This window comes from Micromonospora sp. NPDC002411 (assembly GCF_053592955.1).
Map to the genome: position 1 here is coordinate 1 of NZ_JBSFBM010000172.1, position 14,160 is coordinate 14,160.

The 14,160-nt window shown below is 74.5% G+C and carries 11 protein-coding genes and 2 pseudogenes; 2 read left to right on the top strand and 11 right to left on the bottom strand.

The window, feature by feature from the left end; all coding sequences use genetic code 11:
* From ACWCO3_RS20420 to ACWCO3_RS20430, 3 genes and pseudogenes are all read right to left on the bottom strand, one after another.
* Positions 1-1,587, bottom strand: a 1,587-nt coding sequence (locus ACWCO3_RS20420) for a hypothetical protein (protein WP_450011470.1), incomplete at its 3' end; no start/stop codon positions are given.
* Positions 1,580-4,599, bottom strand: a pseudogene (locus tag ACWCO3_RS20425) (bifunctional [glutamine synthetase] adenylyltransferase/[glutamine synthetase]-adenylyl-L-tyrosine phosphorylase). The gene ACWCO3_RS20420 and the pseudogene ACWCO3_RS20425, both read right to left, overlap by 8 nt.
* Positions 4,599-5,366, bottom strand: coding sequence for a type 1 glutamine amidotransferase (locus ACWCO3_RS20430; protein ID WP_145779615.1), 768 nt, complete (start codon positions 5,364-5,366; stop codon positions 4,599-4,601). The pseudogene ACWCO3_RS20425 and the gene ACWCO3_RS20430 overlap by 1 nt, the downstream one beginning before the upstream one ends.
* 90 nt (positions 5,367-5,456) lie before the next feature.
* Here ACWCO3_RS20430 and ACWCO3_RS20435 point away from each other — a divergent pair, with 90 nt between their 5' ends.
* The gene (locus ACWCO3_RS20435) at positions 5,457-6,410 is read left to right on the top strand and encodes a S66 peptidase family protein (RefSeq protein WP_145779614.1); all 954 of its coding nucleotides are present in this window, start codon (positions 5,457-5,459) and stop codon (positions 6,408-6,410) included.
* Positions 6,411-6,464: 54 nt separating this feature from the next.
* On the opposite strand, the gene ACWCO3_RS20440 is transcribed toward ACWCO3_RS20435, so the two are convergent.
* Complete coding sequence (locus ACWCO3_RS20440; protein WP_450011473.1) at positions 6,465-7,352, bottom strand: Vgb family protein; 888 nt, start codon at positions 7,350-7,352, stop codon at positions 6,465-6,467.
* A 182-nt stretch (positions 7,353-7,534) separates the two neighbouring features.
* Here ACWCO3_RS20440 and ACWCO3_RS20445 point away from each other — a divergent pair, with 182 nt between their 5' ends.
* Positions 7,535-7,996, top strand: coding sequence for a hypothetical protein (locus tag ACWCO3_RS20445; protein WP_145785510.1), 462 nt, complete (start codon positions 7,535-7,537; stop codon positions 7,994-7,996).
* A 131-nt stretch (positions 7,997-8,127) separates the two neighbouring features.
* On the opposite strand, the gene ACWCO3_RS20450 is transcribed toward ACWCO3_RS20445, so the two are convergent.
* From ACWCO3_RS20450 to ACWCO3_RS20480, 7 genes and pseudogenes are all read right to left on the bottom strand, one after another.
* The gene (locus tag ACWCO3_RS20450) at positions 8,128-8,505 is read right to left on the bottom strand and encodes a VOC family protein (protein ID WP_450011475.1); all 378 of its coding nucleotides are present in this window, start codon (positions 8,503-8,505) and stop codon (positions 8,128-8,130) included.
* 151 nt (positions 8,506-8,656) lie between these two features.
* Complete coding sequence (locus ACWCO3_RS20455; protein WP_145779611.1) at positions 8,657-9,349, bottom strand: helix-turn-helix transcriptional regulator; 693 nt, start codon at positions 9,347-9,349, stop codon at positions 8,657-8,659.
* A gap of 36 nt (positions 9,350-9,385) precedes the next feature.
* Positions 9,386-9,811, bottom strand: a complete 426-nt coding sequence (locus tag ACWCO3_RS20460; RefSeq protein ID WP_088988294.1) for a DUF350 domain-containing protein — start codon at positions 9,809-9,811, stop codon at positions 9,386-9,388.
* Positions 9,812-9,957: 146 nt separating this feature from the next.
* Positions 9,958-10,932, bottom strand: a pseudogene (locus ACWCO3_RS20465) (DNA topoisomerase IB); the annotation flags it as partial.
* On the bottom strand, positions 10,916-11,869 hold the full coding sequence (locus tag ACWCO3_RS20470; protein ID WP_358052078.1) for a glycosyltransferase family 9 protein: 954 nt from the start codon (positions 11,867-11,869) through the stop codon (positions 10,916-10,918). The pseudogene ACWCO3_RS20465 and the gene ACWCO3_RS20470, both read right to left, overlap by 17 nt.
* The gene (locus ACWCO3_RS20475) at positions 11,866-12,567 is read right to left on the bottom strand and encodes an SDR family oxidoreductase (protein WP_358052076.1); all 702 of its coding nucleotides are present in this window, start codon (positions 12,565-12,567) and stop codon (positions 11,866-11,868) included. The genes ACWCO3_RS20470 and ACWCO3_RS20475 overlap by 4 nt, the downstream gene beginning before the upstream one ends.
* Positions 12,564-14,018: a PfkB family carbohydrate kinase gene (locus ACWCO3_RS20480; RefSeq protein ID WP_145783994.1), complete on the bottom strand. Its 1,455-nt coding sequence runs from the start codon at positions 14,016-14,018 to the stop codon at positions 12,564-12,566. The genes ACWCO3_RS20475 and ACWCO3_RS20480 overlap by 4 nt, the downstream gene beginning before the upstream one ends.
* Positions 14,019-14,160 lie beyond the last annotated feature (142 nt).

Here is a 14,160-nt window from a genome sequence, read left to right on the forward strand (position 1 = left end):
GGAGATCGTGTAGTCGCCGGCCGCGCGGACCCGCACCTCGGTCCACCCGTCCGCGCCGGGGCGTACGCAACCGTCCGGGCCGGTCAGCGACAGCCAGCGGGACCAGCGAACCCGCACCGGCACGTCGCCGGGCGCGGCGGTCAGGCGGACCGAACCCCGGTCGCTGGCGACGAGTTGGCCGGGGGCGCCGACCAGCGGTGTCGGGTCGGCCACGGCGTACAGGCGCCAGGTCGTGTCACGCCAGACCTCCCGCAGGTACGGCAGGCCGGCGCGGATCATCGCGGCCTCGTCCCGGCCCCACCGGTCGGCGGGGGCGTCCGGGGCGATCGCCACGTAGGTCACCGCCTCGTCGTGGAGCCACTTCTCGTAGGTCTGCGCGTTCAGGGTGCCGTCGTAGAACAGCGAGTTGCGATCGCTGTCGACCTGGCGTTCCCAGCCACGGGCCAGGGGCACTGTCGGTGGCAGGTACGCGGATTCCCAGTGGTCGCGCAGAGGCACCACCTCGACCCGTCCGACGGGTTGCCGTCGTTGCAGTTCCTCGACGAGCGGGCGGTGGAACGCCGGGGAGCTCTCCGGGGCACCGGCCCGGGTGACGTCGCTCGTCATCACCGGCGACTGCCACCACACCGTCGCGGCGAGCAGCCCGGCCAGCCACGGGCCGGGCAGCGGGGCGTACCCGGCCAGCACGGGCAGCGCGAAGAGCAACGGCAGGCGCAGCGCGTTGGAACCGATCGGGCTGGGCACGTAGTAGGCAGCGACCAGGAGCAGGACGGTGAGCGCCGCGCCGACCCGCAGCACCCGGCGGCGGCGCGGCACCAGGACCGCCACCAGCACGGCGAGCGCGACGTTGATCCGCATCGACTCGGCCGAGTACGGCTGGGTGCCCCCGTTGCCGAACAGCAACGCGATCGGCGCGAGGGTGACAGCGGGCGTCACGGCCAGGACGAAACCCTCCGCCAGCGGACCCTCCGCCCGCCACCCGCCGGCCAGCGCGCGACCCGGCCCGTCCCCACGCCGGAGGGCGGCCAGCAGCAACGCCGCGCCGGCCAGCCCGGTGAACAGGCCGGCGACCGGGCTCGCCGCCGTCGCCAGGGCAGCGCAAATCGCGGCGAGCGCCAACCGGGCGGTACGTGGTGGGCGTTCCGTGCTGACGGCGCAGAGCGCGAGCAGCCCGAACGTCAGCCCGACGGCGAAGGTGACCCGTCCGCTCGCCAGATTGCCGACCAGGACCACGGCACCGAGGACGCCGGCCAGCAGCGGGCGTCGGGCCCGGTTCCGGGCGAACAGCCACGCCAGCGCGAACGCGCCGAGCACGGCGGCGACAGCCCCCAGTGGACGCATCCCGATCAGCGCGCCCAGCCGGGCCGTGAACAGGCTGTAGCCGTACTGGTTGACACCGCCGTACCAGCCGAGGTCGATCGGCGTCGCACCGTACCGGTCGGCGAACTCGGCCCGCGCCACCTGCGCCGCGAGGTCGGTGCCCATCCGGGGCGCGACCAGGAACGCGACGGCGAGCGCCACCGCGACCCCGGTCGCCGCCGTCCAGCCGGTGCGCCGCCCGAACGGGCGTGGCGACGCGTCAGGCATTGAGGACCCGTTCAGTAGCGGCCCGGGAGCGGCGACCGACGCGCAGGTACTCGTCGAGGAACTCCCCCGGATCGTCGCGGCCGAGCAGCCGGACCACGCCGGCCAGCTCCACCCCGTGCCGGGGCAACTGGTCGCCGGCCCGACCCCGGACCAGCATCAACGCGTTGCGGACCTGCGCGGCGAGGGACCACCCGGCGGCCATCTCGGCGGCGTCCGCCGGGTCGATCAGGCCGGCCCGCTCGGCCGCCGCGAGAGCGTCGAGGGTACGCGTGCCGCGCAGCGCCGGGTTCGCACCGGCGTGCCGGAGCTGGACGAGCTGCACCGCCCACTCCACGTCGGCCAGCGCGCCGCGACCCAGTTTGGTGTGGGTGGCCGGGTCGGCGCCCCGGGGCAGCCGCTCGGTCTCCACCCGGGCCTTGATCCGCCGGATCTCGACGACCTGCTCACGGGTCAGCCCCTCGGCCGGGTACCGCACCGGGTCGATCATCGCCTCGAACTCGGCACCCAGACCCGCGTCGCCGCAGACGAACCGGGCGCGCAGTAGCGCCTGCGACTCCCACACCCGCGACCAGCGGGCGTAGTACGCCGCGTACGCGGCGAGGCTGCGCACCAGTGGACCCTGCCGGCCCTCCGGGCGCAGGTCGGCGTCGACGCCCAGCGGCGGGTCGGGGGCGGGCACGCCGAGCAGCCGACGCAGCTCCTCGGCGATCGCGTGCGCGGCGGCGCTGGCGGCGCTCTCGCTGGCCCCGGCGGGCGGGTCGTACACGAAGAGCACGTCGGCGTCGGACAGGTAGTTCGACTCGTACCCGCCGAGCCGACCCATCCCGATCACCGCGAACCGCAACCCTTCCGGCGCGGGTTGGCTGGCCTGGGCGGCGCGCAGCGCGGCGGCCAGTGTGGCGTCGGTGACGTCGGCGAGTGCCGTGCCGACCTGGGTGATGTCGGACAGGCCGGGAGCCGGTCGGTTCGCGCCGTCCGGCCGCGTGGGGCTGGGTGCGAGCGAACCCGCGCGGCAGAGCACGTCGGCGCAGGCCACCCGGACCAGTTCCCGACGCCGCAGCGCACGCACCGCGCTGGTCGCCTCGACCGGGTCGGTGTGCCGGGCCGCCGCCGCGAGGAACCCCTCCCGGAGCACGTCCCGGGAGCGCGGGACCAGCTCGTTCTCCTCGGCCAGCAGCCGCAGCGCCTCCGGGTCGCGGGCGAGCAGGTCGGCCACGTACCGGGACAGCGAGAGGACCCGGGCCAGCCGCCGGGCGACCGGGCCTCCGTCGCGCAGCAGCCGCAGGTACCAGGGGGTGCTGCCGAGCTTGTCGGAGACCTTGCGGTAGTTGAGCAGCCCCCGGTCCGGCTCCGGCGCGTCGGCGAATTCGCTCAGCAGCACCGGCAGCAGGGTCCGCTGGATGGCCGCCGTGCGACTCACCCCGCCGGTGAGCGCCTGGAGGTGCCGCAGCGCCCCGGCCGGGTCGGCGAAGCCGAGGATCTCCAGTCGGTGCCGGGCCGCCTCGGGGGTGAGCCGCAGCCCGTCCGCCGGCACCCGGGCCACCGACTCCAACAGTGGCCGGTAGAGCAGTTTGGCGTGCAGTCGGCGTACCTCGGTGGCGTGGGTGACCCACTCGGCCCGGAAGCTCTCCACGGCGCTGCGCCCCGGCGCGGCCGTGAAACCCAGCGCGGCGGCGAGCCAGCGCAGCGCGCCCGGCTCGGTGGGCACCGTGTGCGTACGACGTAGGCCCTGGAGTTGCAGCCGGTGCTCGACGCTGCGCAGGAAGCGGTAGCCGCGCAGGAGCGCCTCGCCGTCGGCGCGACCGACGTAGCCGCCGGCGACGAGCGCGCGCAGCGCCGGGATGGTGCCCGGTTCCCGCAGCGTCTCGTCGCCGCGACCGTGCACGAGTTGCAGCAACTGGACGGCGAACTCGATGTCGCGCAGCCCGCCGGGACCACGCTTGATCTCGCGCTCCAGCTCCTTCGGCGGGATGTGGTCGATGATCCGGCGGCGCATGGCGCGTACGTCCTCGACCGCCTCGGGCCGTTCGGCCGCCCGCCACACCAGCGGCGCGAGCTGGTCGATCCATTCCTGGGCCAGCGGCAGGTCACCGGCGGCCGGACGGGCCTTGAGCAGCGCCTGGAACTCCCAGGTGCGCGCCCACCGCCGGTAGTACGCGAGGTGGCTGGCGAGGGTCCGCACCAGCGGGCCCCGGTTGCCCTCGGGGCGCAGCGCGGCGTCCACCGGCCAGGCGACCATCCCGCAGATGGAGATCAACCGGGTCGCCACCGAGGTCGCTGCCGACAGGTCGGCGTCCTCGGCGGCGACGAAGATGACGTCCACGTCGGAGACGTAGTTCAGCTCGCCACCGCCGCACTTGCCCATCGCCACCACCGCGAGCCGGGGTCGCTCGGTGCCGTCCGCCAGCTCCGTGACCGCGATCTCGTAGGCGGCGGCCAGCGTCGCGTCGGCGAGCGCGGAGAGCGCGGCCATGGTCTGTTCCAGGCCGCGCCCGCCGGTGAGGTCCGCCGCCGCGATCCGCAGCAACGCCAGCCGGTACGCGGAGCGCAGCGCCGCCGTCGGGTTGCCACCGTCAATGGTTCCAGCCGCCCCTCGGCGATCGGGGCGAGCCCGTCCGGTGCGGTGCGCAGCGTCAGGCAGTGCTCGGGGTTCGCCACCAGGTGGTCGCCGAGCGCCGACGACGCGCCCAGCACGGCGATGAGTCGCCGCCGCAGCCCCGGGTCGGCATGCAGCTCCGCGAGCAGCGGCGATTCGTCGCTGCCCTCGGTGGTGCGGCGTTCAGCCTCGACGATGCGGTGCAGTTGACGCAGCGCCAGGTCCGGGTCGGCGGCCCGGGACAGCGCGGCGAGCAACTCCCCGGCCGGCTCGCCGGTCGGCTCCTGCTCCTCCGGCCGCCACAGCCGCAGCCCGTCCGGGCCGAGGAGGTCCGCGGCGCGCGCGCCGCCGTCGCCCTCGGCGGTGCCGAACCCGTACCGGGCGAGCCGCCCCGGCGCCCTGGTCGGCCGGCTCATCAGTGCCCGAGCAGCGGCAGGCCGCGCCGCGTCACGCTGTCGTCCAACTCGCCGAGGGCCAGCGCGGCGAACCGGGCGGCGAACGGCTGCCAGACCTCCTCGATGTCGGGCAGCACCGAGGCGCAGGCCGCCACCACCAACTCCGGGTCGTAGCCCAGCTCGGCCAGTTGGGCCGAGTCGGTGGACCAGTCGGCGATCATCGCGGCGTCACACTCGATGTGGAACTGCAGACCCCAGGCCCGGTCCCCGAGCCGGAACGCCTGGTTCGGGTAGCGGGTCGACGCGGCCAGCAGGGTCGCGCCCCTGGGCAGCTCGGTGATCTCGTCGACGTGCCACTGGAGCACGTCCGGGATCAGCGGCACGTACCGGAACAGCGGGTCGCCCTCGGCGGCATCGCGTCGGCCGACCACGCCGGGGCCGATCTCCGGCCCGGACGGACTGCGTTCGACCAGCCCGGCGTGCGCCGTGGCGAGCAGTTGCGCGCCCAGGCAGACAGCCAGGGTCGGCACCCGGTGCCGGACCGCCTTGCGCAGCAGGCCCTCCACGGCGGGGAACCAGGGCGCGCCAGGCGAGCCGTCCGGCAGCGGGTACGCCTGCTGTTCGCCGCCGAGCACCACCAGCGCCGCGTACCCCTCCAGGTCGGCGGGGAGCTCGTCGCCGGCGTGCGGGCGGACCACCCACAGTTCCAGCCCAGCCTCGGTCAGCCACTCGCCCAGCAGGCGGGCGTCGTCGGTCGGGTCGTTCTCGATCACCAGCGCGGTTGCCACCCGTCGAGGCTAGCGGGTACGCCGCGTCGTGCCACGCCCCGCCACAGAGCCGCGTGCCCGCGCTGGTGGCGGTGGTTAGGCTCTGCGGTTGTGATCAGCGAGGACACCACCGCCGCCGTCCGCCCACCCGTGCTGGTGCCGGGGGACGCGGTGCTGCTGGTGTCGCCGTCCGGGCCGACCTCGCCGGAGCGGGTGGCCCGGGGCATGGAACTGCTCGTCGGTTGGGGTCTGCGCCCGGTGCCGGCCCCGAACGCGTACGCCCGCCACGGCTTCCTCGCCGGCACCGACGATCTGCGCGCCGCCGACCTGAACGCCGCCTTCGCCGATCCGGAGATCCGAGGGGTCATCTGCACCCGGGGCGGGTACGGCGTCCAGCGCATCGTGGACGCCATCGACATGGCCGCCGTCCGCCGCGATCCGAAGGTGGTGGCCGGTTTCTCGGACATCACCGCGTTGCAGTTCGCGTTGTGGCGGGGTGCCCGGCTGGCCGGGGTGCACGGCCCGGGGGCGGCCTGGCGCGACGAGCGGACCCCGCTGCGCTCCGCCGAGTCCCTGCACGCTGCGCTGATGACGACCGAGCCGGTGACGATCAGCGCGGTGCCCACCGAGGAGACGTTCGACGTCCGCGTCCCGGGTCACGCCACCGGCACCCTGCTCGGCGGCAACCTGTGCATGATCGCCGCGTCGATCGGCACACCGGATCTGCCCGACCTCACCGGTGCGGTGCTGTTGATCGAGGACGTTCAGGAACCCCCGTACAAGGTCGACCGGATGCTGACCCACCTGCGTCGGGCCGGCGCGCTGGACGGCCTGGCCGGGGTGGCGGTCGGGCAGTTCACCGACTGCGGCGACGGCTGGGACACCACGATCGTCGACGTGCTCGGCGAACGCCTCGGCGACCTGGGCGTACCGGTCCTCGGCGGCCTCCCCATCGGCCACGGCCCCGGCCAACTGACGGTCCCGGTAGGCACCAGAGCGACAGTGAACACGGACACCAACACCCTGACGGCCTCCCCTGCGGTCTCCCCCCGGCTCCCCCGGTGATCAAGAGGTTTGCGTCATGTCCGGCCCGGATTTTGACGCAAACCTCTTGATCACCTAGACGGGCCGGGGCAGGTGGGCTACCGCGCCGATTTCCAGGGCGGCCCAGACGCCGTCGGCGGTGCGGGCGATGCCGTGTGGTTCGGCATTGGGGGTAAGCAGGTCGTAGCCCTCGATCCGGCCGGTCGGATCGAGGTGACCGATCCGGTTGGCGCCCCACTCCGTGAACCACGCGCCGCCCGCCGGGTCGGCCACGATGGCGTGCGGACGGGCCGCACGGTTCGGCAGGGGAAACTCGACGATCTCGCCGTCCGGCGCGATCCGGCCGAGCTGACCGGCGGCGATCTCCACGAACCAGACGGCACCGTCGGCGCCGAGGGTGATGCCGACCGGGCCGGCGTTCGCGGTGGGCAGCGGGTGCAGCGTGGTACGACCGTCGAAGTCGATGCGGCCGATCGCGTTCGCCTGGTGGAGGGTGAACCAGAGCGCCTGGTCCGCGCCCGCGGTGATCATCGAGGCGAACCCGCCGGTCACCGGCAACGGGAAGACCGTGACGGTGCCGTCGGTGTCCACCCGGCCGATCGTGTCGGAGGTCATCCCGGCGTACCAGAGCGCGCCATCGGCTCCGGCGGCGATGCCGCCCGGCCCGGTGCCGGCGGGCAGGGCGATCATGCTTTGCTCACCGTCGACGCTGAGGCGACCGATCCGGTCGTCGCCGGAGCGGGTGAACCAGAGCGCGTCGTCCGGCCCGGCCGTGATGATCAAGGGCCGACCGCCGGCCGGCTCCAGCGGACAGGTACGGACCGTGCCGTCCACCCCCAGGCGGGCGATCGCGCCGGCGTGGACCAGCGTCAGCCACAACGCGCCGTCGGGGCCGGCCGTGATGCCGTACGGGCCGGCGCCCGGTTCGACGAGCGGTATCTCCCGAATCTCGGAGGTCGTCACGTGCGGTGTCCTTCCGTGGGCGGATCGCCCACCCTGACCGGTCGGCCAGCGACGGCACAACCGGTTTCGTCCGCCACCCGCCGATTATCAGCCCGCTGACAGGATCGCCACGGCTTCCACCCAGGCTGCCCGGTCACTGTCGGTGACGACAGCGCAGGATGACCGAACCTCTGGAGGACAGCATGTCCCGCACCATCCGCAGGAAGCACCTGCTGGCCGGCCTGGCCACCGCCGGCGTCCTCGGCGTGGGGATCGCGGCCCCGACGATCGCGTTCGCCGCGGACACCCCCACCCCGGCACCGAGCGCCAGCAGCGCCCCGGCCCCCGGCGCGAAGGCCGACCGGCAGGGCGAGTTCGCCGAGGCGCTCGCCAAGGAGCTGGGCGTGCCCACCGACAAGGTGACCGCCGCCCTGGAGAAGGTCCGCGAGCAGCACCGGCCGGCCGATCGGCCGCAGCGCCCCTCCGGCGAGGACCGCAAGGCCGCGCTCAAGGAGCGGCTGGACCAGGCCGTCAAGGACGGCAAGCTCACCCAGGAGCAGGCCGACGCCATCACCAAGGCCGTCGAGGCCGGCGTCTTCCCAGGGGCCGGCGGCCACCGCGGGTGGGGCCACCACGGCGGTCCGGCGGGTACGCCCGGCAAGTGAGCCCGCGGCACCCGTGAGCAACACCCGTTTCGCCGATGTGGCGGTGTCCCCGAGTCGGGACACCGCCACATCGGCGATCTGAGTGTCGATCGCGCCGCCGGCCGGGCGGGCGCGGCCTAGCCGGGCCGGCGTCAGTTCTGGCCGGGCGGCGGCGCGAACAGGCCGAGGTGGTTGCCGGCGGGGTCGAGCAGGTGGGCGAGGGTGAGCCCGGCCGGCGTCGTACGCGGGGCGACCAGCACCTTGCCACCGGCCGCCTCGGCCTGCCGGCAGGTCTGCGCCACGTCGGTGACCTCGGCGTAGAACACCGCGTAGTTCGGTGACGTCCCGTCGGTCGCCCGGATCGCTCCGCCGATCCCGGTGTCGCCGCCGGCACCTGTCACCCGGTAGGAGCCGCCGTCGGCCGATCCCTGCTCCTCGAAGGTCCAACCGAACAGCTCCCCGTAGAAGCGCTCCGTCTCCTCCGGCCGATCGGTGCCGATCTCGAACCAGGTGATGGGCGTCGTGGACATCTGCTGCCTCCAGAGTTTCCGAGTCGGCCGTTCGGCCGTCGTCTCAGAGCAGTCTCTGGGCCGTCCGCGACACCGTCCTGTCGGTGTTTCCGGATCACCCCGACGGGGTTTCCGTGCCGACGAAGACGCCGGACGAGCCGGCCGCCGCGCCTCAGACCAGGCTCAGCGGGCGGACACGCCGGTGCGGGATGTCGAGGTCCGTCAGGCGCAACTCCCGGGACACCACCTCGGGCAGCGGCCGGACGCTCCGGATCCGGTCGGTCCGGAAGCACCGAAGCTCGTCGCGCAGCCGGCACCAGGCCACCAGATACCAGTGTCGGGTGTTGCCGAGGTAGCCCAGCGGCTCGACGTCGCGCAGCGAGCCCGTGCCGTCGCGGTCGGCGTACCCGATGCGCAGCACCCGCCGCGCGGAGACCGCGTCGGCGACGACGGCCGGGACGGGTGTCGCCGGCCCGTCGCCGATCAGGTGCACGCGGCCGGCGAGACGGTGCGCCTCGACGGCGTCGGCCGGCTGCAGCACCGCCACCAGCTTGCGCAGGGCGGTGCCGCCCGGCCCGGCGAACGGCGTGCCGGCGAGCCGGTGCAGCGCGACAGCCATCGCCACCGCCTCGGCCGCCGTGAGGTTGACCGGCGGCAGGGTGCGGGCGCGGTCCAGCACGTAGCCGCCGGTGCGCCCCGGCTCGGCCCAGATCGGCACCCCGGCCTCCTGGAGCGCGCCGATGTCCCGTTCGATGGTCCGGCTGCTCACCTCGAAACGCGCGGCCAACCAACGGGCGCTGCGCGGACGCGGCGACACCGCCCGCAACTCCTCGACCAGCGCGTAGAGACGGTCCGTGCGGTTCATGCCCGGCATGCTACGGCCGGGGTACGACGAGCGCGCTCAGGCGATGCAGGCGCAGACGATCAGCGCGGCCCCGAAGTGGGTGGCGGCGCTGACCCGGGCCGCCGGGTGCGGCTCGGGCGAGCAGATGACCTCGCCGAGCTTGCCCGGGGTGAGCAGGTCCAGCACGAAGAAGGCCAGCGCCATGATGGCCAGCCCGACCAGCCCGAAGACCACGGTGGAGGCGAGCCCCTTGCCGAAGTCGCTGTAGCTGGTCAGGATCGCGGTGAACACGATCCCGGCGATGCCGAGCTGGTTGGCGGCGAGCAACAGCCCGGCGTTGGCGTTGCGGTCGACCCAGATCAGGTCCCGCAGCCGGCCCGGGGTCAGCAGGTCGACCAGCCCGAACCCGGCCGCCATGAGCCCGACGCCCACGATCCCGAACACGACGCTCTGCCAGGCACCGCTGAGCAGATCCTCCAGCACCGACTGCCTCCCGACTCTCCGCCCGGAGGGGTACCGGCGCGGTGATCGAGACGATAGCGGCAGGGCGCAACCGCGTCAGCCCCGCGCCCAGGGCCTGTTTCATAAGAACTGGCCGGCCTGCGGCGGGCCCGAACGACGACCGGCGGCGCCAACAGCTCCAGGACGACCCGCTCGGCCTCCTCGCGTGACGCCTTCGGATCCACCGACGCCACCACCCCGTCGTGGTAGAGGTCGACCACCCGAGGATCCACGTACGACGCACGAGCCACCGTCGGAGTGTTGCCCAGCAGCTCGGCCACCGCACGCATCACGGCGACCACCGCCCTGCGCCGGGCGGTCACCGACCGGGCCGGAGCGGCAGCGGCCAACTCGGTGGCGGCGAGCACCGTCGCGTGCCAGGTGCGGAAGTCCTTGGCGGTCATCTCCCCACCACTGGCATCACGCAGGTAGCCGTTCACCTCGTCGCTGCGCACATCCCGCCAGTCCCGGCCGTCCCAGTAGCCGAACAACCGGTCCGCCCGCCGACGCCGACGGCGCAGATCGACCAGCACCTGACACAACTCCGGGTCTTCGATCCGGCGTACCTGCTCGATGCCACCCTTCGCCGGGAACACCAGGACCACGCAGCCGCCGCGGGACCGGGCATGCTCGGGGCGCAGGGTGGACACCCCGTACGTCGGGTCGTCGCCGGCCGCGTACTGGTCACTGCCGACCCGGAACATCCCCATGTCCAGCAGGCGGGCCACCGTGGCGAGCACCCGGTCCCGGTTCAACCCCCGGCCGTCCAGGTCACGCCCCACCCGCTCCCGCAGCGCCGGAAGCCGACGGGCCACCTCCAGCATGTGGTAGAACTTCGCCTCGTCCTGCTTCTCCCGCCACCGCGGGTGGTAGACGTACTGCTTGCGCCCGGCCGCGTCGATCCCGATCGCCTGGATGTGGCCGTTCGGGTACGGCGAGATCCAGACGTTCTGCCAGGCCGGAGGAATGACCAACTCCCGCAGCCGGGCCAGGACCTCCGCGTCCCGAACCGGAGCACCGGTCGGGTCGACGAAGTGCCAGCCCCGACCGCGCCGACGCCGTCCGTACCCCGGTCGACCCGGGTCACTACGCCGCAACCGCACCGGAGACCCGCACCACCCTCTCCACCTCAGCCACCGCGGCCAACACTTCGTCGAGACGCAGGGCCGCCATCGTCGGGTGGCTTCCTACCCCGTCCCACCTGGGCCAATCGCCCTCGCCGGCCCAGAGCACCCGGTGCCGGGGCCGGTCCGGCGGCGGTCCCCAGTGCGCCGGCGGCACCGGCCCGAAGAGGACCACCGACGCGGTGCCGTACCCGGTGGCCAGATGGGCCACGCCCGTGTCCCCGCTGACCACCAGCCGGGCGTCGGCCACCAGCGCGGCGAGCGTGCCGAGGTCGGTCCGGCCGGCAAGCACCGCGTCCGACCCCAGGCCGGCCGCCTCGGCCACCCGGGCCGCCAGCGCCCGCTCGTCGGCCGATCCGGTGAGCAGCACCCGGTGTCCCTGGTCGGTCAACGCCCGGGCCAGCGCGGCGAACCGCTCGGCCGGCCACCGCTTGGCGGGGACCTTGCTGCCGGGATGCAGCACCGTCACACCGGCGGGCAGCCCGGCCGGCGCGGGCCGGCGCAGGCCGAGGTCGGCCCGGTCGGCCGGGATGCCGTACCAGGACAGCAGCCGGCACCACCGGTCCACCTCGTGCTCGTCGTCGGCCCACTGCGGACCGTCGACGTGGTCGCCGTCCGGGTCAGCGAAGGCGAGCAGCCGGCCGGGCCTGGTGGCCGCGAGCAACCGGTGCGACTGCGGGCCGCGCCCGTGCAGGTTGACGGCGACCTGCGGGGCCGACCCGACCCGGAAGGGCCGGTCCAGCCCGGAGGTGTCCACCAGCCGGTCCACGCCGCCGACCAGGTCGACGAGCGGAGCCAGCCCGGCGGGCGCGGCGAGCGCCAGCTCCCGAGAGGGGTACGCGGCTCGCAGCGCCCGCACGGCGGGCACCGCGGTCACCAGGTCGCCGACGCCGAGGGCGCGCAGCACGAGGATCACGGGTACGACGTCTCCTGCTCGGCGCAGACCACCAACTCGCGTACCGCGCAGCCGGGCGGTTGGCTCAACGCGAACATGATCGCGGCGGCGGTGTCGACGGGATCGTTGAGGATCGCGTCCGGGCCGGGCTTGTACTGCGGGTCGCGCTCGTCGAAGAACGCCGTGCGCATCCCGCCCGGAATGAGCAGGGTGACGCCGACCTGACCGGCGAGCTCGGCGGCGAGGGCACGGGTGAAGCCCACCACCCCGAACTTCGCCGCGCAGTACGCGGTGGCGTCGCTGACCGCCTTGACACCCAGGGTGGAGGCGACCGTGACGATGCGGCCCCGAGACGTCAGCAGGAACGGCAACGCGGCCCGGATCACCGCCGCGGTGGCCAACAGGTCGACGGCGACGATCCGGTCCCAGGTCTCGCCCGGCACGTCGAGGAGTCGACCCGGCACATCCATGCCGGCGGCGGTGACCACCGCGTCCAGACCGCCGGCCTGCTCGGCGAGGTGCTGGGTGGCCACCTCCGCGGCCCGCGTGTCGGCCAGGTCGCACTCGGTCCAGGACACCCCGTCGGCCGGTGGCTGCCGGTCCAGCACGACCGGCCGGCCACCGGACGCGGCCACCGCCGCGACCACCGCCGCGCCGAGCCCGCTCGCGCCACCGGTGACCAGGACCGTCGGGCCGGCCCCGGGCCGCGTGGCGGTCATCGGGTCTGCTCCGCGAGCGTACGAACGATCATGTCGGTGGTGGACCGACCGTCCAGGTAGGGCACCACCACAGTGTTCCCGCCCCACCGGCGCAGGACCTCCGCCTCCGGTAGGGCGGTGGCGTCGTCCCCGCCTCCGGTGGCGTAGTCGCCGCCCTTCACCCAGATGTCCGGGCGTACCCAGGACAGCGCCGCGGCCGGGGTCGGCTCGTCGAAGACGAGTACCGCGTCGACGCAGCTCAGTGCGCTCAGCACCCGGCTACGGTCACCCTCGGACATCACCGGCCGGTCCGGGCCCTTCAACCCGGCCACGCTGGCATCGGAGTTCAGACAGACGATCAGGCAGTCACCGAGCTGCCGGGCGGCCTGCAGGGTGGCCACGTGCCCGGCGTGCAGAAGGTCGAAGCAGCCGCCGGTCGCCACCACAGTGCCGCCCGCGGCGCGTACCTCCCGCAGGAGCGTGGCGACCGCGGCGACCCCCACCGGGTCGCCCGCCATACCGCCCCTCGGCAGCGACCGGAAGACTCCCCGGCCGGGCGCGCTCCTCGCCGGCGCCAGATCGGACGGCAGCGCCGCGGCCACTCCCCCACCGGCCACGAAACTGGACGCCTCGGCGACCGCCACCTGCACCGCCTCGGAGACCAACGCGCCCTCGGCCAACGCGAGGCTGGCGGCGGCCGCGAACCGGTCGCCGGCCCCGCAGGTGTCCCCCTCGGCGCTGCCCGGGGTCGGTACCACGAGCGGCGTCGACCCGGCATGGCAGAGCAACGCGCCGTCACCGCCCAACGTCACCGCCACCGCACCGGCCCGCCAGCGCCGCCGCAGCCCCTGCGCCCCGCGGGACGCGGTGGCCAACCGGGACGCGCCGGGCACCGCCGGGACCAGCTCACGTACCTCCGACTCGTTCGGGGTGGCCAGGTGCACACCAGGCACCGCCTCCGGGCCACGCGGGTGCGGGTCCCACACCACCGGCGCACGGGTCGCGGCCAACGCGTCGCGCAGCGCGGGCTGCCGGGCCACCCCCCGGCCGTAGTCGCTGACCAGCACCGCCGACGCCGAACCGATCACCCGAAGGACCTCGTCGGACGGCTCACCGGGCTCCCCGGACGCGCCGCCGCGGTCGTGGCGCAGCAGCACCCTGCCCCGAGCCCGGAGGCGGATCTTCTCCGGTGTCGCACCGGGCAGGGCCAGCGGGTACACCTGCACGCCGGCGGCGGCGAGCAGCGCGCTCAGTCGGGCGCCACCAGCGTCGTCGGCGAGCGCTGTCACCAGCACCACCTCGGCGCCCTGCGCGGCCGCGAACACCGCGGCCAGACCGGCGCCACCGGGCCGGTCGACGGCCGAGGTCTCGTCGAGCACCGGCACCGGGGAGTCCGGGCAGAGACGGTTCACGACCCCCTCCACGTCCCGGTCGAGCAGGGTGTCGCCGAGCACCACCACGGGTCCCCTCACGCTTGCCTCCTCATCCTCACGCGTCGACCTGCTGTGCGGCCCCACCGGGTCGGATCGATGATCGTCCGGATGAAGTAGTCGATCGAGTCGTACGCCGTCGGGCTGTCGGCCGCCTTGACCCAGGTCGGCGCCGGCGCTGCGA

Bases quoted from the DNA above. Each gene is read 5' to 3' on its own strand.
- ACWCO3_RS20475 (WP_358052076.1), bottom strand. From the start codon at position 12,567: ATGACCGCCACGCGGCCCGGGGCCGGCCCGACGGTCCTGGTCACCGGT.
- ACWCO3_RS20450 (WP_450011475.1), bottom strand. From the start codon at position 8,505: ATGTCCACGACGCCCATCACCTGGTTCGAGATCGGCACCGATCGGCCG.
- ACWCO3_RS20445 (WP_145785510.1), top strand. From the start codon at position 7,535: ATGTCCCGCACCATCCGCAGGAAGCACCTGCTGGCCGGCCTGGCCACC.
- ACWCO3_RS20455 (WP_145779611.1), bottom strand. From the start codon at position 9,349: ATGAACCGCACGGACCGTCTCTACGCGCTGGTCGAGGAGTTGCGGGCG.